General features: G+C 53.5%; 17 protein-coding genes. 11 read left to right on the forward strand and 6 right to left on the reverse strand.

Annotation, left to right across the window (positions count from 1 at the left end):
- Positions 1-86: 86 nt before the first annotated feature.
- The 10 genes from PLIM_RS21300 to PLIM_RS21345 all read left to right on the forward strand — a co-directional run bounded on the left by PLIM_RS21300 (position 87) and on the right by PLIM_RS21345 (position 11,805).
- Entirely contained in the window at positions 87-1,751 is a 1,665-nt protein-coding gene (locus tag PLIM_RS21300; RefSeq protein ID WP_013112383.1) for a pseudouridine synthase, read from the forward strand.
- A gap of 176 nt (positions 1,752-1,927) precedes the next feature.
- Positions 1,928-2,797 carry a dihydroorotate dehydrogenase electron transfer subunit gene (locus PLIM_RS21305; RefSeq protein ID WP_013112385.1) on the forward strand — a complete coding sequence of 290 codons (870 nt, stop codon included), beginning with the start codon at positions 1,928-1,930 and terminating at the stop codon, positions 2,795-2,797.
- 79 nt (positions 2,798-2,876) lie between these two features.
- Complete coding sequence (gene obgE, locus PLIM_RS21310) at positions 2,877-3,983, forward strand: GTPase ObgE (protein ID WP_013112386.1); 1,107 nt, start codon at positions 2,877-2,879, stop codon at positions 3,981-3,983.
- Between the two features lie 141 nt (positions 3,984-4,124).
- Positions 4,125-5,072, forward strand: a complete 948-nt coding sequence (locus tag PLIM_RS21315) for a ribose-phosphate diphosphokinase (protein WP_041402456.1) — start codon at positions 4,125-4,127, stop codon at positions 5,070-5,072.
- Between the two features lie 293 nt (positions 5,073-5,365).
- Complete coding sequence (locus PLIM_RS21320) at positions 5,366-7,180, forward strand: hypothetical protein (protein WP_013112388.1); 1,815 nt, start codon at positions 5,366-5,368, stop codon at positions 7,178-7,180.
- 187 nt (positions 7,181-7,367) lie between these two features.
- Positions 7,368-7,832, forward strand: coding sequence for a hypothetical protein (locus tag PLIM_RS21325; RefSeq protein ID WP_013112389.1), 465 nt, complete (start codon positions 7,368-7,370; stop codon positions 7,830-7,832).
- Entirely contained in the window at positions 7,825-8,289 is a 465-nt protein-coding gene (locus PLIM_RS21330; RefSeq protein WP_013112390.1) for a cupin domain-containing protein, read from the forward strand. The genes PLIM_RS21325 and PLIM_RS21330 overlap by 8 nt, the downstream gene beginning before the upstream one ends.
- Positions 8,282-9,910 (forward strand): hypothetical protein, encoded by a 1,629-nt coding sequence (locus PLIM_RS21335; RefSeq protein WP_013112391.1) that lies wholly within the window; start codon positions 8,282-8,284, stop codon positions 9,908-9,910. The genes PLIM_RS21330 and PLIM_RS21335 overlap by 8 nt, the downstream gene beginning before the upstream one ends.
- Positions 9,911-10,149: 239 nt before the next feature.
- On the forward strand, positions 10,150-11,346 hold the full coding sequence (locus PLIM_RS21340; RefSeq protein WP_013112393.1) for a THUMP domain-containing class I SAM-dependent RNA methyltransferase: 1,197 nt from the start codon (positions 10,150-10,152) through the stop codon (positions 11,344-11,346).
- An 87-nt stretch (positions 11,347-11,433) separates the two neighbouring features.
- Positions 11,434-11,805 carry a PleD family two-component system response regulator gene (locus PLIM_RS21345; protein ID WP_013112394.1) on the forward strand — a complete coding sequence of 124 codons (372 nt, stop codon included), beginning with the start codon at positions 11,434-11,436 and terminating at the stop codon, positions 11,803-11,805.
- A gap of 1,439 nt (positions 11,806-13,244) precedes the next feature.
- On the opposite strand, the gene PLIM_RS24290 is transcribed toward PLIM_RS21345, so the two are convergent.
- From PLIM_RS24290 to PLIM_RS24295, 4 genes are all read right to left on the reverse strand, one after another.
- The gene (locus PLIM_RS24290; protein WP_013112396.1) at positions 13,245-13,793 is read right to left on the reverse strand and encodes a hypothetical protein; all 549 of its coding nucleotides are present in this window, start codon (positions 13,791-13,793) and stop codon (positions 13,245-13,247) included.
- A 63-nt stretch (positions 13,794-13,856) separates the two neighbouring features.
- Complete coding sequence (locus PLIM_RS23790; RefSeq protein ID WP_013112397.1) at positions 13,857-14,012, reverse strand: DUF3309 family protein; 156 nt, start codon at positions 14,010-14,012, stop codon at positions 13,857-13,859.
- 104 nt (positions 14,013-14,116) lie between these two features.
- A complete protein-coding gene (locus tag PLIM_RS21365; protein ID WP_013112398.1) occupies positions 14,117-14,530 on the reverse strand; it encodes a DUF2294 domain-containing protein in 414 nt (137 codons plus the stop codon).
- A 136-nt stretch (positions 14,531-14,666) separates the two neighbouring features.
- Complete coding sequence (locus tag PLIM_RS24295; protein WP_013112399.1) at positions 14,667-14,918, reverse strand: hypothetical protein; 252 nt, start codon at positions 14,916-14,918, stop codon at positions 14,667-14,669.
- Between the two features lie 592 nt (positions 14,919-15,510).
- On the opposite strand from PLIM_RS24295, the gene PLIM_RS21370 reads away from it, so the two are divergent.
- Positions 15,511-15,912, forward strand: a complete 402-nt coding sequence (locus PLIM_RS21370) for a DUF2294 domain-containing protein (protein WP_013112400.1) — start codon at positions 15,511-15,513, stop codon at positions 15,910-15,912.
- 312 nt (positions 15,913-16,224) lie between these two features.
- Here the strand turns inward: PLIM_RS21370 and PLIM_RS21375 are convergent, their stop codons facing one another.
- Both PLIM_RS21375 and PLIM_RS21380 read right to left on the reverse strand, forming a co-directional pair.
- Entirely contained in the window at positions 16,225-17,403 is a 1,179-nt protein-coding gene (locus tag PLIM_RS21375) for a glycosyltransferase family 4 protein (RefSeq protein WP_013112402.1), read from the reverse strand.
- A gap of 192 nt (positions 17,404-17,595) precedes the next feature.
- Positions 17,596-18,810 carry an argininosuccinate synthase gene (locus tag PLIM_RS21380; protein ID WP_013112404.1) on the reverse strand — a complete coding sequence of 405 codons (1,215 nt, stop codon included), beginning with the start codon at positions 18,808-18,810 and terminating at the stop codon, positions 17,596-17,598.
- Position 18,811: the final 1 nt, after the last annotated feature.

Below are 18,811 nucleotides of genomic sequence, written 5' to 3' on the forward strand. Positions count from 1 at the left end.
ATGGGCGGGAACAATCGAGAAACTGGTTACTCTTTCGCGATGTCGTCTGCTAAACTGGGGGACTTCTCAATACTGGCAGATACCAAATGAAACGTTCTCGACCTCCCCGCCGCACAACATCTCTGGTCACTTCTTCACGAAATCAGGGTTCCAAATCAGCCCATCCGGATCAACCGGGCGAGGCCTCTGCGGGCGAACGTCTGCAGAAGGTTCTGGCAAGTGCCGGGTATGGATCACGCCGAGCCTGTGAAGAATACATCGAAATGGGCCGCGTGACGATTGATGGTGTGGTGGCGAAGGAATTGGGGGTGCGTGTTGATCTTTCCCGCCAGAAGGTCGCTGTCGATGGCGAAAAGCTGCGTGTGGAAGAAAAGCGTTACTTTCTCTTTCATAAGCCAGCAGGTGTGCTGTGCACAAATTCTGATCCTGCGGGTCGAACTCGTGTGATCGATTGCTTCCCGCCGAATGTCGGTCGGCTCTTTACGGTGGGCCGGTTGGACGATGGGACTGAAGGTTTGCTGATCGTGACCAACGATGGCGATCTTGCCGAGAGACTTACACATCCCAAGTTTGGTATTCCGCGGATTTATCGTGCTGTCGTGGCGGGTAATCCTTCGACGGAGGCAATCAATCAGCTTCTTGAAGGGCTGTACTTCGCGGAAGGCCGCTTCCGCATGTCGAGCGTTAATCGAGTGAAGTCGCAGGGGTCTGCGACTGTGCTCGAAATTACCATGCGGGAAGGACAGAACCGGGAAATCCGCCGGTTGCTGGCTCGCGTGGGGCATAAAGTGATGAAGCTCAAGCGGACTCATTTTGGCCCGATCAAACTGGGTGATCTCGAACGCGGAGCTCATCGCAAACTCTCGGAAGAAGAACTCAGCAAACTGCAGGATGTTATCACGGGCAAGTGGAAGGAACCGGCTCCCCGCAAGCCGCAGCGTACCCGCGATGCTGGTAAAGCGACTTCAGCGGGAGGGGTAACCAGAGCCTCGTCGTCTCGTGCAGGAAGTGCAGGTGCCACGCCTCGCGCCAGGCTGGAGCGCACGGCATTACCAGCGACGGGACTGGAACCACTGACCATTCCGGGCTCGAAACTCAAACGCCTGGGAAGCTCAAAAGCGTTGAAATCACAGGTATTGAACTCACCTGAGGCTAACCCCAAGCGTCGCGAAGATTCCCGCTCGTCCGGTGGATCTCGTTCTTCAGAAGGATCACCAGCGCGTCGTACCGGGAAAGGCTCAATGGCTCCGGAAGCTCGGCAGAAGCCCGCCTCGCGCACTTCGGGAGGCTTTTCCAAGGGCCGTCCGGGCAGCAGGACGACGGATCGCAATCTGGCCCTTAACGACAATCCGCCAGTGATGGACGATGGCAGCACGCGATTGAAGCGGCGTGTGCTGGATGGTGAAGGTTCGGTGATTTCGAGCAAAAAGCTCAGAGGGGCAGCACCGCGCCTGAACTTCCCGCAGAATGTACGGGGCAACGACGCTGCCGATGGAGACGAAGCTCTCAATTCACCACCACTGAGCCTGCTGAAGAGTGGCCGACGAGTCCCGCGGACGAAGGATCACGTCATCGCACATCGATCGGCCAATAAAGAGACCGCTGCTGAAGCGACTCCCGAAAAAGTTGTTCGCAAGAAGACCTCTGCCAAGTTTCCAGGATCTCGAAAAGCGACAACGGCGGGGCGCTCATCAACCAGCGCTCGAAACAAGAAGTCGTCGAGTTCATCGAGTCGCAAGCGGAGTGATTAGGCGGGGAGCGTGCGTGGAGCAAACGCGAGCCGTGGCCAATACTCACCCGCAGCATCTTGAGTTTTTCAATCATTCAGAAGCCCTAGAAATCAGACGTCCCGAGCATGCCCTCCAGCCCTACTGAAACCTCTGCTTCGGCTTGTCACATCCCTTCCCTTGGGCTGCCTGGACAGGTGATGTCTGCCGTCCAGCAGAAGGCACGCGTGCTGCTGCACGAGGCCATGGCGAAAAATACATTTCGCCTGCGGCTCGATTGTGTTGAGCTGGCGACCAAGATCACTCCGGGGCAGTTCTTCATGGTGAAAATCCCGGGAGAGAACGATCCGCTTCTGGGCCGACCGTTTGCGCTGTTTGATATCTGCAGGGATGAAGAAGGACGTGTTGCCGGGCTGGAGTTCGGCTACGTTGTCGTGGGTAAAATGACCGGTCGCCTGGCTCAGCTTCAGGCGGGAGATGAAGTGGAAATCTGGGGGCCACTTGGCAACGGCTTTCCGGCATCACCGGGCGGGCGGCTGGTTTTCGTCGCTGGTGGGATTGGGCAAACGCCCTTTCTGGCACTCGCCCGCGAAGCTCTTGGAGTACAGAGTTATCCCCAGCAGAATCCGCGAAAAGTGGTTACGCCCAGTTCCGTCACACTTTGTTACGGAGCGAGGAATGCTGAGTTTCTGGCGGGTGTCGAAGACTTCCAAAGTGTTCCCGGCCTGAAGGTTGAACTGGCCACCGATGATGGTTCACTGGGGCACCATAGCTATGTCACTCAATTACTGGAAGAACATCTCAAGGCTCCCGGTGAGCCCGTGACCATCTATGCCTGCGGGCCAGAACCGATGCTCAAAGCTGTGCAGAAACTGGCACTGTCGTACAACGTCACCTGCTGGTTATCGTTAGAAACCCCAATGGCGTGCGGCTTTGGAGCCTGCTTCAGTTGTGTCGCCAAAATCCGGGAAACGACTCCTTCGGGTGAGGAAAGCTGGGATTACCGACGCACTTGTGTCGAAGGGCCCGTCTTCGAAGCTCGCGAACTGATCTTTGAAAATCATCCTTAAATTTCAACTCGTTACCCAATATCCCGCTGGTGACCTCTAATCGAATTCGCTTCCGCGTCCAGAATGGCAGTTTTCTCTCATGTTTGTCGATCAAATTGAAATTACCTGCAAAGGGGGCGATGGTGGCCCCGGATGTTCCAGCTTCCGGCGGGAAGCGCACGTCCCTCGAGGCGGCCCCGATGGTGGTGATGGTGGTCGCGGCGGGCACGTCGTCATTATCGCTGATGAAAATGTTGACAGCCTCGTGCACCTGGTCGGGATTCGTCATTGGTTTGCCAGCAATGGGAATCCCGGGACCAGTTCGCTCAAGACGGGTAAAGATGGCGAAGATCTCGTCATTCGTGTGCCGATGGGAACCATTCTGCGTGATTCTCAGCGTGGCTTCGTCCTGCGTGATCTGACAGATCATGGCGATACGGTGATCGTCGCCAAAGGGGGCGAAGGGGGCTATGGCAACACGCGTTTCATGTCATCGACGAACCGCGCCCCGCGCGAATTCGGGCCGGGTGAACCTGGTGAAAAACGTGAGCTGCTGCTGGAGTTGAAAGTCGTCGCCGATGTGGGACTGATTGGAAAACCCAATGCCGGTAAATCGACGCTTCTTTCGCGGATGACACGGGCGACTCCGGAAATTGCCAACTACCCGTTCACGACGAAACACCCGAATCTCGGGATTGTCCGCGTCGGTTACGAGCGGCAATTCGTGATGGCTGATATTCCCGGGCTGATTGAAGGAGCCCATGCGGGAGTGGGGCTAGGTCATGAATTTTTAAGGCACGTCGAGCGGACTCGCGTGCTCGTACATCTCGTTGAACCCAATCCGGATGACCAGACGGACCCGATCGAGAACTATCTGCAGATCCGCGAAGAGTTGCGGCTTTACGATGACGATCTGGCCCAAAGACCTGAAATTGTCGTCATCAGCAAGTCGGAACTGCTGGATGCCGATGCTGCTAAAGAGCTGCTTGAAGAGCGGATTGGCAAACCCGTCCTGCAGATTTCAGCGATGACAGGTAAAGGACTTCCCGTACTGACCAAACAGATCATCGAGATTCTTGATCGTCTGAAACAGGCTGAGGAAGACGCAGAGGCGGAAGCGGCTTACCTTGCCAGGAAAACATCGTCTGAAGCAGAGGCTCCCATCGCGCCGGCTCCTGTCGATTCATCTGCAGAAAATGCTGAGTAAGGTGTCTCGAAAAGAGACGAGGCAAATTTTGAAGTCTCTTAGGCGGGCAGGCTGGTGGTCGTCCACTTGCAACCAGTGCTGACGAACGTTGAAATCTGAGTTGTTCCATCCCGAGGCTTCACCGAGGACTGATCTGTGGCGATGTACGACCAACTCTGCCTGCTCAGTGGCAGAGCTCACCCGAAACTCGGCCACGAAATCGCCAGCTATCTGGGAATCAACCTGGGGGCTGTCGAGCTCAGTAACTTTCCGGATGGTGAAATCTCTTGCCGGCTGTACCAGAACGTCCGCGGGGCGGATGTCTTTCTCGTCCAGCCCACGGGGCCCGCAGTCAATGACAATCTCATGGAACTGCTCGTTCTGATTGACACCTGCAAACGGGCGAGTGCTGCCCGTGTGACGGCTGTGATCCCTTATTTTGGCTATGCCCGGCAAGACCGCAAAGATATGGGGCGTGTTCCCATTACGGCAAAACTGGTCGCCAATCTCATTACGAAAGCCGGGGCTGATCGTGTTCTGACCATGGATCTCCATGCGGCTCAGATTCAGGGATTCTTCGACTGCCCCGTCGATCACCTTTACGCAGCACCGATTCTTGATGAATACTTTCGTTCACTGAATTTACCGAAGTCGAATCTGGTGATCGTGAGCCCGGACGAGGGGAGCATTAAGCGGTCTTTGCAGCATGTCGAGCACCTGGGTGGCTCGTTTGCGATTGTGGATAAGCGTCGCTCGAACGCCTTTGAAACTCGTCAGGAGAACCTGATTGGTGGCCCGATTGCCGGGAAAACCTGCATTATTTTCGACGATATGATTACCACGGCTGGCTCGATGGTGGGCGCCGTGAAGGTTGTGGCCCAGCATGAGGCCGCCGAGATCTATGTGGGAGCGACACATGCGATTATGTGCGGTCAGGCCGCTCAGAGGCTGGTCGAAGCACCGATCAAAGAAATTGTCGTTACGAACAGCCTGCCGCTGACCCCTGAGCAGAAGCTCCCGAATCTCAGGCAGGTTTCTGTGGCACCACTGCTGGGTGAAGCCATTCGCCGAATTCATAGAAATGAATCTGTCAGTTATCTTTTTGACTGAAGGGCGTGCTGCCAGATTCTTTCTGCCATCAATCTCAATTTCGTGGCGAGAACGACATTTTCGGTAAATGCGAATCCATTTCGTCATCTCCGGAATGGACTGCTTAACCTGCCTGAAAAACCCGAAAAAGCCGCTGCACTCGATAATCTGGAGTGGGAAGCGAAGCACATTGCGGGTATTTTGGGGATTTGTGCATCGCTTATTGTACGCATATTGATGTGTTCACCTTTCAGTTCCCTCTCTGGGTCGATTGCCTGTCAATCTACTTGGCACGCAAGATCTGCGAGTCGCTTATGTCGATTGGAATTTCTCCCTGTCCCGGCTGTGGCACATTGCTGCTCGATGACACCGTTGAGTGCCATCGCTGCCATCATGTGTTTGATCGAGAGCGGGCTGAAGAGCTGGCGATTCAGCCTTTGCCGACCGACGAGGCTGTGATTGAAGATCTGGGGAGTTGCCACAATTGCGGTGAAGCGGTTCGTAGTGGCCTGGTGCGGTGCTGGAATTGTGGAGTCTTCCTGCGAGCGGATATTCAAGCCGCCTTTGATGAACGACAGAGCGATCAACGCTCGCCGGCAACGCCAACGGATCGTAATCCGCAGTCACGCTCCATGCTGAAGGCCGAACCTCACACGCCGGCTTCGCTTTCCGAGATCGATAAAAACGCTCAGTTAGCAGCTTACTACGCTCAAAGGAATGGGCATGGCTTAGAGCCCGGAGCCAGTCCACTCATTTCGGATCAACCCCTCGTAGAAGCCAGCGGGGTGGATCAGAGTGCCGAGGATGAAGAGGACGATTTCGAACTTTCTGGGGATATTTTCCTCACTGAAGCCACGATGGCCATTGAGCCGCCACCAATGGCTTTCCCCCAGGTGAATGAGACCTCAGGGGATACTTTTGCACTGAGCGAAATTCCGCGCCTGGAGCCGGAATCGGTCGATGGATCGACGATGGAAGAGTCGATCGAAACGATTCCCATGATGTCACTCGATGGGAGTGGGGCTGAAACTTCTCCACAGGAAGAACTGATTGGAACGCCCGAAGTGAGCGATGCCAGTCATCCCGCTGAAGAGATGTCCGAAGATGATCTCCTCCTGCACATTGCTCTTTCTGAAGAGAAGGAAGAGCAGGAACTGGCACTCAAACCGCGCAAGAAAGGTTTCCTGACCACTTGTGAGGCTGGCTGTAAAGTCCGTGTGATGGATCATCATCGCGGCAAAGTTGGCAAGTGCCCCAAATGCGGTGCGAAGCTGGTTGTTCCCTTACGCAAAACGACGAATGCCGGTGCTGAAGAAGAAATTCCGCTTGATCCGCCCATCAATCTGGAAGCAGTGGGCAAGTTCGTCCACATCATTCAGGATGTGGCACTGCACACGATTGCCAAGGGGAAACTGAAGCTCAAAGCAGCCGCACATGCCAAAGACTTTTCGCTGATTGATCTGGCGATTGATCCACAGGCACTGGTGCTCCTGGAATGGCCCAAGGGGACTTTGCTCAAGCCAACAGCGAAGAAGATCCCCGAGTTTCGAGCAGCTCTCAAATCTCGACTGATGGCCAAAAAAGACGAGACCGATCTCAGCCCTGCCACGATCACCATCGTGCCCGTTGCTGCTGAGTCGATGGCGATTGTCCAACCCACGATTGCCGGAGGAAATGAATCGCTCCAGAGTTTGGCTGTCTTTGGTGAAGGACGCATTGCCCTCGAACTGATCTCGGGTGAAGAAGGTACGCCGCAAAAGTTTCTCTCGTTTTCATTAAGTCAGTTTCGCACTCTGGCTAAGGCGATAAGGGAAGGGACTAGTTGGACGAACTTTGCCGAAGGATCTGGCATTCCTCTCCAGAGTGAACAGTCCACTTTGGCGTGCCATTATCTCGAGACGCCGGTCTTTGAACTTCAGCACCTGGCGTATTATCAGACCGACAAAAACTTCACTCTCGAACTCTCGGGCTACCGCTGCCAGAGTTGTGGTCTGGTCGTCTCGGAGAATGGTCGCAAAAAAGAGAAAATTGGCGACAAAACGCCGGCGTCGATCAAATCCGCCAAGTGCCCCAAGTGTCAGAAACCTTTTGGCTATGGCCCGCTCTACACCCTCAAGCGTGGTCGTTAGCAGGCCTCGAACATGGACGGTTTGAACGATACAATCTGAATCGAGTGAGCTCGTTTCATACGTTGCTCCAATGAGCACCAGATCACAGATTCTGGTCTGTGGTGAACTTCCTCTGGTATTTGTCCTGTAATTTCGGTCGAATTCATTGGTCTCTCACGTGGGATGTGCCTGCAGAAAGTGACTACCTATGAAACCGATCCAGCGTGATTCGTCGGCGGCACGAAGTGCGGTCTCTTTGCTGGCCGTCACTTTTGTCATCATCTGTGGATTGGTCGCCTGTTCGACCATTGTGCTCACCTCTTCCGATCAAGTACTGATTCCGCTGGGGATCTGTTTGTTTGTCTTTTCGCTGATCGGCTGGATGTGTTATCGGTTTGTGGTGGCGACGGATCGTCCGGTGAGTGAGCGGATGTTGTCATCGTTGTGGATTTATCGTTCGCAAAAAGCCAAAGTCACTTACGAGTTGAAAAAGATGCATCGCATCACTCCGGAATCCACCGGGCCGAGGCAGCCTCCCACTGCCGAAGCTTTACGGGAAGCGAAAGAAACGTTTGCCCGCTGGGTGCCGGCAAGTCATGGTCGCAATGCCAGTCAGGAAACTTCGCCAGGGGCTCCACAACTTCCCAAACGAAGAAAGTACGGGCATGACTGAATCAACAAAGGATTCACCATCAGCCGCCATGCCTCAGATGATTTCGCTGAGTGAAATCGAAGCTGTCGCCTGTCCGTGCGGCTGGGCCCAAAGGGCCTTTGGCCATGATGCAGGAACCAGCGTCAGTGTGCATTACACACAAATCACCAAAGCTGCCCGTACGCATTACCATCGAGAACACCAGGAGATTTATGTTGTCCTCGACCATGCGGCTCACGCCACGATTGAACTGAATGGCCAGAGCTATCCTTTGACGAAACTGCTGGCGATTTCCATTCCGCCCCTGGTGAGGCATCGAATTGTGGGTGAGGCCACGATCATCAATATCGTTTCACCCCCTTTTGACCCAGCCGACGAATGGTTCGACTCAAGTGACATGAATTGTGACGAGATGAACGCCGACATGAACACTGCTGATACATCCAGCGCGCTGCCGATGGAAATCCACCATGTCTAGTCGTGCCGATGTTTTTTCAGCTGGCTTATGGCTTCGATTTGGTCGGCCCTCCCGGTATCTGTTGTTTTTGCTGGCAGGCTGTTCACTGATGATTTCGGGCTGCGGCGATCGGCCAGCCGTCAGTCAACCTGCGGGCGATCAAAATGCAGATCGTCAGGTGGCCAGCCCTGCGTCATCACAGGTAACTTCAAACAGCCAGGACTCAACGACTTCCAGAACGAGTCAAGCCGCCCAGCGACGAGTGGCAGAGATTGCCAGCAATATGCAGGATGAGCCGGAGATGGTCGTCCCGGATGCGGATCCTCAGGCGTTTGCTTCATCGCAGACGGGCGGAGAATCGAACCCCCGTGCGCAAATGGCTGCACGGCCTGCCGGGCCAGAACTGGCCACTCTTCCCGCTCCAGCGAAAACTCCAGCAGAACTCGAAGCGCTGGGGTTTCGGGTGATCACTTCGCCGCACATCGTCATCGTGACCGATCTTCCACTAGCCGAAGTTGCCAAACTTCCCGAACTGGGGGAAGCGCTGCTCCAGCGACTGCAGAGCGATTTCCACATCAAGTGGCCCGAGAATCAGCAATTGACGGGCTATGTCATGTCTGACATGACGAGCTTCCGCGAGACAGGGCTGTTGCCAGAAGATTTGCCGGGCTTTCTGCATGGTCGACATCGGGGGAGTGAGTTCTGGATGAAAATGCAGGCCACGCCTTACTACTTGAGGCATCTATTCCTGCATGAGCTTACTCACGTGGTGACTTTGATTGGAGTGCGTGAAGATTTGCCTGTGGGATTTAAGGAAGGGATTGCCGAGTGGTACGCCACAAACTTTATAGACGAAGCGGGCAAGCCCTATTTTGGAGTGCTTCCCGGCAGGCCCGAAGATTTCGCTGGCTGGGGGCGGATTGGCCTGATTCAGGAAGATCTTGCTACAGGAAAAGGACGTTCGTTTGCTGATTTACTGACAATTGACGCCCACGAATTTTCTACGAACGACGACTATGCCTGGGCCTGGCTCTGGATTCAGTTCTGCAGCCAGCATCCCACCTATGGGCCGGATTTCGCCAAGCTACGAACATCTCGAACATTGGAGGAATTCCTCCAATCGGCCCGCCGAGCTGATCAGACATCGACGACATGGCTTTCCAGCGATTGGTTACGGCTCTCGACAGATATTTGTTTTGGTTATGATACCGCTTTGGCTGCGACGTTACATCGCCCCATGGAACCCCTGGCGGTTCAACCGGTCACACGCTCGATTGCAGCGAAGGCGGGCTGGCAATCGACGGGCCTGCTGGTTCCTCAAGGCACCACGATTCGTCTGCGTGCCAAAGGACAAGTCGAGCTGAATCGCACCACTCGCCCGTGGATTTCGCAACCACAAGGGATCTCGGTGGATTATGCGAATGGCCAGAAACTGGGACGGCTCATGGCCTGGTGGGGGATTCCTGACCTGCCACTCACAGCCCACGGTGCGGAATTCACAGAAGTCATTCCCGCAGGTCAAATCGCCCGACTGACCGCCCCTCGCGAGGCAGTGCTCTTTCTGCGCATCAACGACCATTTCTACGATCTCGCCAATAATTCGGGGGAGTATGAGGTGGTGATTGAGCAGGATGTGGAGTGATGGATTGGGTATTTGGTTTTGGGTATTTGGTATTTGAGGAAGAAGAGCCTTTCACCAGCAGTTTTGACGCAACTCCCAACTCCCAAACACCAAACACCAAACACCCAACACCCAATACCCAACACCCAATATCAAATCCCACACTCCCCAAAATTCCCATCTCCGACTTCATCTGCTAGACTGGCTGTTTGGGTCGATCATGGCCCCCGACTTTTTGACACATGTTCTTTGAGAGTTTTATGAATTCGCTGGATTTAATCGCCACGACGGCTTTCGGACTCGAAGCTGTTGTCTCGCGAGAACTGGCTGCCATGGGCTACCACGAGCAGCAAATTGAAGATGGAAAAATTACCTTCAAAGGTGATGCGCTCGCTGTGGCGCGAACCAACCTCTGGCTGCGCTCTGCAGATCGCGTTCTGCTACAAATCGGAAAGTTCGTCGCCAAGGATTTCGACGAACTCTTCGATCAGACCAAAGAACTCCCCTGGAGCGAATGGCTCCCGGAAGATGCTGCCTTTCCTGTCACAGGGAGTTGTGTGCGATCGCTGTTGCACAATCCACCAGCGGTTCAAAGTCTCGTCAAAAAGGCGATTGTGGAAAGCCGCAAGCAAAACAGTCAGCGGCACTGGTTTCAAGAAACCGGCTTTGAATATCCCATCGATGTCTCGATCCTGCGCGATGTTGTCACGTTGACCATTGATACTTCAGGCCCTGGTCTGCACAAGCGAGGCTATCGCAAGCAAGGGGGCGCAGCTCCTCTCAAGGAAACTCTGGCAGCGGCACTGGTACAGCTCAGTTTCTGGAATCGCGAACGCCCTTTTCTCGATCCTTTTTGTGGCAGTGGAACGATTCCTATCGAAGCAGCATTGATTGCCAAAAACCGGGCCCCGGGATTGGATCGAAACTTCCAGGCGGAACGCTGGGAACGTCTGCCCGTCGAAAACTGGCTCAAAGCCCGTGAGGAAGCGCGCGATCTGCAGATTTCCAAACCGACGACATACCCGCTGTTTGCCTCGGATATCAGTCCCCAGGCTGTCCAATTGACAGAAGATCATGCCCGGGCGGCCGGTGTGGCGGGCATGCTGCATGTCACACAAATGGATGTGCTCGAACTGAAAGATTCCCGGGATTACGGCGTAATTGTCACCAACCCCCCTTATGGCGAGCGTTTGGGTGATCGAGAATCAGCAGAAGCCATTTACGATGATATGGCCGATGCCTTTTCACCGCTGAAGACGTGGTCGATCTATGTCTTAACTGCCGATGTGGGCTTTGAACGCTTTTTCCGCCGCCGGGCAGATCGTCGTCGGAAGCTCTATAATGGCCGCATTCAGTGCCAGTATTATCAGTACATTGGCCCGCGACCTCCCGGTTCGGTAGACCCTCGTGCTGATGAAGGTCTAGCCGGTGCTCCCTACGATCCGTATCAATCCTGAGTCTGTTCTGTGCTGACTCTCAAAATCCAGATGAGCTTGGCCAGTATTTCACAAATACCCAACATCAAACACTTAAAGATTTGACCTATGACACGTCGCGTACTGAATGTCGGCCAGTGTGTGCCGGATACGATAAAGATTACGAATTTTCTGAAGTCGAGCTTCGATGTGGAGATCATTCCTTCAGCCACTGCTCCGGAGACAATCGATCTCCTGGGTAAGTCGAGCTATGACTTGGTACTGATCAATCGCAAGCTCGATGCCGACTACACCGACGGCATGGATATTATCCGCCAGATGAAATCTGATGAGCGGTTCCAGAAGATCCCGGTGATGCTGATTACGAACTATCCTGAGTACCAGCAGGAAGCCGTCGCGATTGGTGCAGCCTATGGCTTTGGCAAAGACGAGCTTGGTTCTTCCGACGCCGTCGCCCGCTTAACGCCGTATCTGGGCTGATGAACCTCATCTCTCGATTGGCAGAAGCAATCAGCCGTTTAGAAGTCAGAGGTCGGCGATGCCTGACAAGGATCCATCCCGATGTGTGCAGCCATCTCTGACTGTTTCCTTCGAATCGACAGCTTTGGGTGGGATCGAGCTCACTGTCCACTTCAGAAAAAACTTGGTTAAGTTTTCGAAAGGTTGCTGATTCCTCCTGTTCAATGAGAGTCTTCGAAGTATTATCACTGCGCGGTTGGCAGGAGACTGAACTTCCATCTGCCAAGGTTCTTGAGCCAGTAACGCATTTGACATCAGAAAAACAGTAAACAGTTATAACGGCAGATAGGAAAGAGTGCAGTCCGGTATTTGCCGGAAAGCAAGCTTCACTGAAGGCCGACGCAGAACAGCTCTCTTCATGGGCTGGTCTGCGTCGGCCTTTTTCGTTTGTGGTGATTGAGAATCTGTCTGAATTCATGCCGGATTCTCGTTCAACTTCCACAACAGCGGAACCTTGGGGCGTATTTAGAAGCCCACATTGGCAAAAACCGTTGCTTAACCGGCACCACAGAGATCCGGAATCGCATCAAGCAAACAAGTTGGCATGAGAGAGACTTGTCATCAGGAACAGTTCTCATTTCGCAACAAACTCATTCACTCCACGCTCCCATGACATCATTGATTTTCGGAGAATTCCATGGCACGCATTGAATCCATGCTCGTGGATCAGATTTCTGTTGTTAACTCGGAAGGAGAGCCTTCAATAATCCTTGTCATCCAAAGTTTCCTTTTTCACCAGGGAGCAAAAATCCCCGGTCGATGCTGGATGGAAACTCCGGAAGGGCATTCGGTCAACAAAAGCGGCCCCTTTGAATTCACGATTCAAAGTACCGGAGAAGTCTGCATGTGCCGACTTCATACGACCCAGACTTATCATGCGATCCAGATTGACTCACGAAAAGATCTGGCATCGACAGTTCCAACTGTGGAACAGCAAGAATCCAATCGAGATGAAGAGCCACCGTCCCTTCTCCGATGGCGACCGACCTTCTCCATTGAGCATGATGAATTGGAAGTTACCCATGCCCCCTGCTGATCTTCCAGCCGATAACGATTCTCCTTTGCAGCAGCCTGAAAAAGCATTGCCTTCCATTTCGAGGCAAGAAATAGACATTCGTTAAGGCCTGTAGAATCTCTCTCGAATTCACATCGTATGCTACATGCCCAGATATTGGATTGGATTCAAGGACCGACTTCCCAGGTTATTTGGTCGTGGCGGCGTAATAACCAGTATTTTATTGAGCAAACAATTCATAAATTGGCTGCCACAGGAATATGAAATCTGAGCGTAACGTTAAGAAAAATGTCCGGCGATCCATCTGGTTCGCCGGACATTCTGCAAAATGAAGAAAACGGATCATCTCACGAAAAGTACGAGAGCTTCTGGATACAGATGACAGTTACCGATCACTGACCTGTTCATCATCCCTGCGCACTGTCTGTGAGTCGTCCGCTGGCAGTGTGGCCAGAGTAGGCTCACTTGCCTGCCCAGGGATTGCCGAAACGACTGCTGCTGTCGAAGTGGTGGTGCAACAGGAAGGTTGTGGAACGCAACAGGCTGCGACTTGTGTCGTATAGCCAGCCATAACAACTCCTATTGTCTGGCAGGCGGCGACAGGTTGCTGATAAGCGACACAACTATATTGCACTTGCGGTCGATAGTATCTTCCACGCCGTCCACGATCGTAGGTGTTCGGCCCATAGGTATAACCATTCTGATACCGATAGCCAGACCATCCGGGTTGGTTGTATCCGCTACCATATCCGTAAACCGCCTGCTGGCGGTAGCCACCATTCCATCCGTTTCCGTAGTACTGATTTCCATAGTATCGATTGGATGCGTTTCCATAACCCACCCGAAACAGCTGCGCTTCTGCGTCAGGACATCCCATAAACAGGGTAAAACCCGTAATCATGGTTCCCAAGACATACTTCCATAAAGAGCACATGATTGATACTTTCTTAATCCTTGGATTCATACAGTTGGCTGCAAATGCGGCCAGATTCACATCTCAGATGCGTTGCATCAGAAGGAGAACGATCAGGATCACGACAATGAGCCCAATCCCTCCGCTTGGATACGCCCCCCAGTTGCGACTATAACCCCAGGTGGGCATCGCACCGATCATCATGAGTATGAGCAATACAATCAGTACAGTTGTCAGCATGCAGAGACTCCTTTCTATCAATAAGGAAAGCTCAGTCTTGGAACACGAGGTTGTTCCATAGTGTGATGTGGCTGCAAGCAGGCAATAAGCGCTGCCACGTCTCTCTAACTGGAAGAGATCTCGCCGGTCCATTTGGAGGCTGGAATTCCACTTGCTAGTCGGAAGAGTTGAATCACTGTTCCATTAACAAATGTATGAGTTACGACACCATTGTCGGTCTCAAACTCCACAGCGGCATCTTGAATCGCTACGCCTGTTACACGCTGAAGTTCCTCTCTCAAGGCGGGAAGAGAGCACATGAAGAGTCGGTTGTGGTATTCTTGAACCTGAGCAGCGCCCGTTTCAGTCTGCGATAATGTCACCTCGACGGGTGACAACGCATCGATGAGAGTCACGATTAATGTCGCCTGATCAAGCGTGACTGTGACTTTGGTTGGCGCATGTCCCGACATTTCCAATTGAAACCTGGTGATGACATCCTTGACTTGTTGCTCCATCGACTTGGTTTTTGGGGGCATAACGATATCCTTGCCATTCTTCTCTGGGGGTTCGCCGCAGGCTGTTTTTTGAAAGGCTTATGCCCGAGCGGAGGAATCCTGGTGCTCCTGTGAGCAAACATTGCACAAGCGCAGGCATGCCAACAGTGAACCGGATCTAAAACACTCGAATCTTGTTAATTACAGGTACGCCGTCGGCGTACTCCAGCAGCACTGATTGTGCTAATTGTTTGATGTAATACGAATCCGTTCGTCCATGGATCAGTAAGTGTGTTGACGAACGCAGCACTCGAATGCCGCGAACACTTCCGTAAAGTCTGCGAGTGACAAGATCAGTCAACTCCGGGAGGTCGATGGGTACCATTGACGCTATCGCTCTCTCGCTCTGGCATTCGGACTGCCGATTCATTGATATTTCCATTCTGCTATCAATAGATGGTGAAACTCTCAGGATGTGGCTTATCGCGTGATGACGGAGAAATAGCTGTGATCGATGTCACTAAGTGGATTCCCTCAGTTCGTATGATGAGATCCACGATGACGTCATATGACATCGTGCATGCAACTTAAGATCATCAAGCGTCGGTATCTAATACCTGAAAAACAAAAACCGACATAAAAAGATCCCGGGCAGGGAACTCTTTATGTCGGCTTACAGATGATCATGCCTTCCGGGATGACCCGGCCTGCATTTTCTCTTGTCTTCCGAGGGATATTTTCAATGTCGCTGATAGACGAGACCGTTCTGCGATAATGACTGGCCGTGAAAAATATAGGTACTATGAATTCTTCAGCCAAGTCATGCTTCATGGTACCCTGTGGCATGATGATGAACAGGGACAATGGTCACATTTTCTGAGATTGTGGAAAATCGATTCATTCCTTTTTTCATTTCTTTAGGTTATGAAGGATGAGTGTTCTGACAATAGATCCCCTTCCGTACAGCAATAGATGACACGTTGCTTGTGAATGATTTGAATGGATATGCAAGGTGAGTTCAGATGACCAAACCAATCATTGAGCCAAAAACCGCGGGAGAGATTGCTTCTTCCGTATGTATTGCCATGGCCCGTTTTGAGCAGGATTTCATGGGCCGCGGACCTAAAGACATCCATGCGCATCTGGTGGGGGATCTGCTGATTGTTCGACTCCAGGGTGTTTTGACAGCTGCGGAACAACAATTGATCAAGACCTTACCCCCGGGAAAAGGTCGTGATCTGCTTAAAGAAGTGCGCACTCAACTGATTGAGACAGCTCGGTCGCAGTTGGAAGAGATGGTTGAACAAACCACTGGAGTGGCGTCAATCAGCCTGCATCACGATATCAGCACCAAGACTGGTGAAGAGATTGTGATTTTTACTCTGGCCCGGGCTCCCGTTGTCAGAGAGACACGCCGGCGTTGATGGCGCAGGCACGAATGCCAGCCAGCTCTACCAGGGGATTAACGCGTGCTCATTGGTGGTATTCATCCAGTCGCGCTGCGGGCGAAGGTTGCTCGTGCCGCCATTGTGAGGTATTTACCTCAACTGTTTGTTTTTGAAGACAAGTAAAATCTCGATTTGGTTGCCGATCCGTCGGCAGAACTTTCCATGAATCGCCTGCCTGGAAGATCGCTTGGCGAACAGGTATCACTTTTCCAAGGGTTTACCACCTGGAGTAATGGCTAAAGAATGTCGATTGACCTGTTTGCACCATGGAGTAAGGCAATCGGATGTTCATTGCAGGGCCTGGATGGCTTTCGCAGGATGAGCGACTGTCGCGTAGATCTCACGAATTTTCTGAGTCATATACTCATGACGAAAGACGTCCTGAAATAATTCTCGCCCCCGCTGGCCGTATTGCTGGCGAAGGAGCGGATTTGCCAGCAACTCGATGGTCGCTTTAGCCAACCCTGGCACATCACCTCGCGGCAACAGATAGCCAGTTTCACCCGGGCGGACGATCTCGCTGGCACCGTCGATGTCGTAGCTGATGACGGGCTTGCCTGCCAGCAAGCCCTGCGGCAAGACGCGGGCTAACCCTTCCCATTCGCTGCAATGGACCACGACATCCATCGCATGAATGAGCTCCGGGATCTGGCTGGGTGGCACGAGGCCGGTGAAGACGAAGTGATCCGTCAGACCGAGCCTCGCGATCTCCGCCTGATACTGCTCCCGGAGAATACCATCACCAACGAGAAGAAACTTCACCTGAGGTTGTTGCCGGACGATTTCGGGAGCGGCGGCAATGAGGTACTGATGCCCTTTGAGGTGGAACAGCCGGGCGATCTTGCCGACGACAAGATCGCTCTCGCTCAGGCCGAGTTGAGCGCGGATTTCGGCCCGACTCTTGACTGGCGACAAATAGGGTTGGACATCGAAGCCGCTGCGGATGGTCGTGAATTTCTCTCGCGGGGCCACTCGAGCAGCCACGTATTGCTCGGTCATCGCATCGGAAACGCTGATAAAGTGAGCCGTCTGCCGGCCTGCCCGTTGTTCGAGAAAACGATAGAGACGATAGGCGGGAGCTGACTGCCCGTAATGAAACGAGGCTCCATGAATGGTATGCACAACGGGGACACCTTCCACAAACCCTGCCTGCCTGCCGATGATCCCCGCCTTCGAGGCATGGGTATGAATCACGTCGGGCTTCAAGGTGCGAATGAGCCGCCTGAGTTCCTGGTACGCTCGCCAGTCTTGCCAGGGGCGAATGGCACGATGCAGTTCGGGCATGACAATCAAGCGGGCACCCGATTTCGCCGCCCGCTCTTCGAGCGAACCTTCCGGCCCCAGGCCCGGCCCGGTGACAAGTGTGACCTCGTCGCCGAAAAGCTGCACCTGATCCTCGACATTCGAAACGGTATTCTCCTGCGCACCGCCGACAATCAATCGAGTGATGAAGTGCATTGTATGCATACGGAGCCAGCTTTATCGCACAGTTGTTGGGTGGGGTGCGTGATTCAGGTAGGGTGCATGGAGTCCTCGGAATGCACCAGTATTATCTATATAAGGTAAAAATGAAGGACACTTCCATGACTTGGCGTGTCCTTCATTTTGATAATTGTCGCGATCGGTTCGCTGAATCGGCAGGCGGGAGCCTGCCCTACTTTAATACTTTCTGGCGCGAGCGCGGGCCTGGACGCGGCTGGGGAGGCCCATGATTCGCAGGAAGCCTTCGGCATCGGTCTGGTTGTACGAACCGCCACCTTCCATGCTGGCAATCGCTTCGTCGTAGAGGCTGTTCGGGCTGGTGCGGCCCTGATTGATGATGTTTCCCTTGTAGAGGCCCAGCACCACTTCACCTGTCACAGGCTGTTGAGCTTCCTTGATGAACGCGAGCAAGGCATCCATCTTGGAGACGTACCAGAAGCCGTAATAGACCATCTGAGCGACTTCTGGCGAGAGCCGATCGCGCAAGTTGACCAGATCGCGGTCGAGGGTGAGTTGTTCCAGCGTTTGATGAGCATGGTACAGCACAGTCATGGCTGGTGCTTCATACACGCCCCGGCTCTTCATGCCGACAAAACGGTTCTCGACAATATCAATCCGGCCGACACCATTGCGGCCGGCAATCTTGTTGAGTTCCAGCACAATCTGCAGTGGCGAGAGCTTCTTGCCGTTCACTCCGACAGGAATCCCCTTTTCGAATTGAATCGAAACCGATTCCACAGCATCAGGGGCGGCTTGCGGCGAAACCGTCATGCCGAAATCGACAATATCGACGCCGCAAACGTTGGGATCTTCCAGCTTGCCCGCTTCGTAACTGATATGGAGGCAGTTCTCGTCAGAGCTGTAGGGCTTGGCAGCGGACGCTTTGACGGGAATGCCCTTCTGTTCGCAATAAGCGATCAGTTCTGTACGGCCAGGGAACGCCTTGCGGAACTTTTCGATTCGCCAGGGAGCGATGATCTTGATATCCGGGTTGAGTGCTTCCGCAGCCAATTGGAACCGGCACTGGTCGTTCCCCTTGCCGGTCGCACCGTGAGCGTAGGCATCGGCACCGACTTCGCGGCAAACCTGGAGGCAGACCTTGCTGATCAATGGCCGGGCGATGGAGGTGCCCAGCAGGTAAATGTTCTCGTACTTGGCCTGCCACTGGAGGACGGGGAAGGCGAAGTCGCGGCACATCTCTTCCTGGGCGTCGACAATCCGAGCCGACTTGGCCCCGCAATCGTGAGCCTTCTTCAGAATGGCTTCGCGGTCTTCGCAAGGTTGCCCCACATCGACGTAGACGCAATGTACGTCATAACCTTCATCCTGCAACCAGCCGAGGATGACCGATGTATCTAATCCACCCGAATAAGCCAGCACACAACTGGGCATT

Origin of the sequence: Planctopirus limnophila DSM 3776 (assembly GCF_000092105.1) — a bacterium.
In the GTDB taxonomy this organism is placed as follows: Bacteria; Planctomycetota; Planctomycetia; order Planctomycetales; family Planctomycetaceae; genus Planctopirus; species Planctopirus limnophila.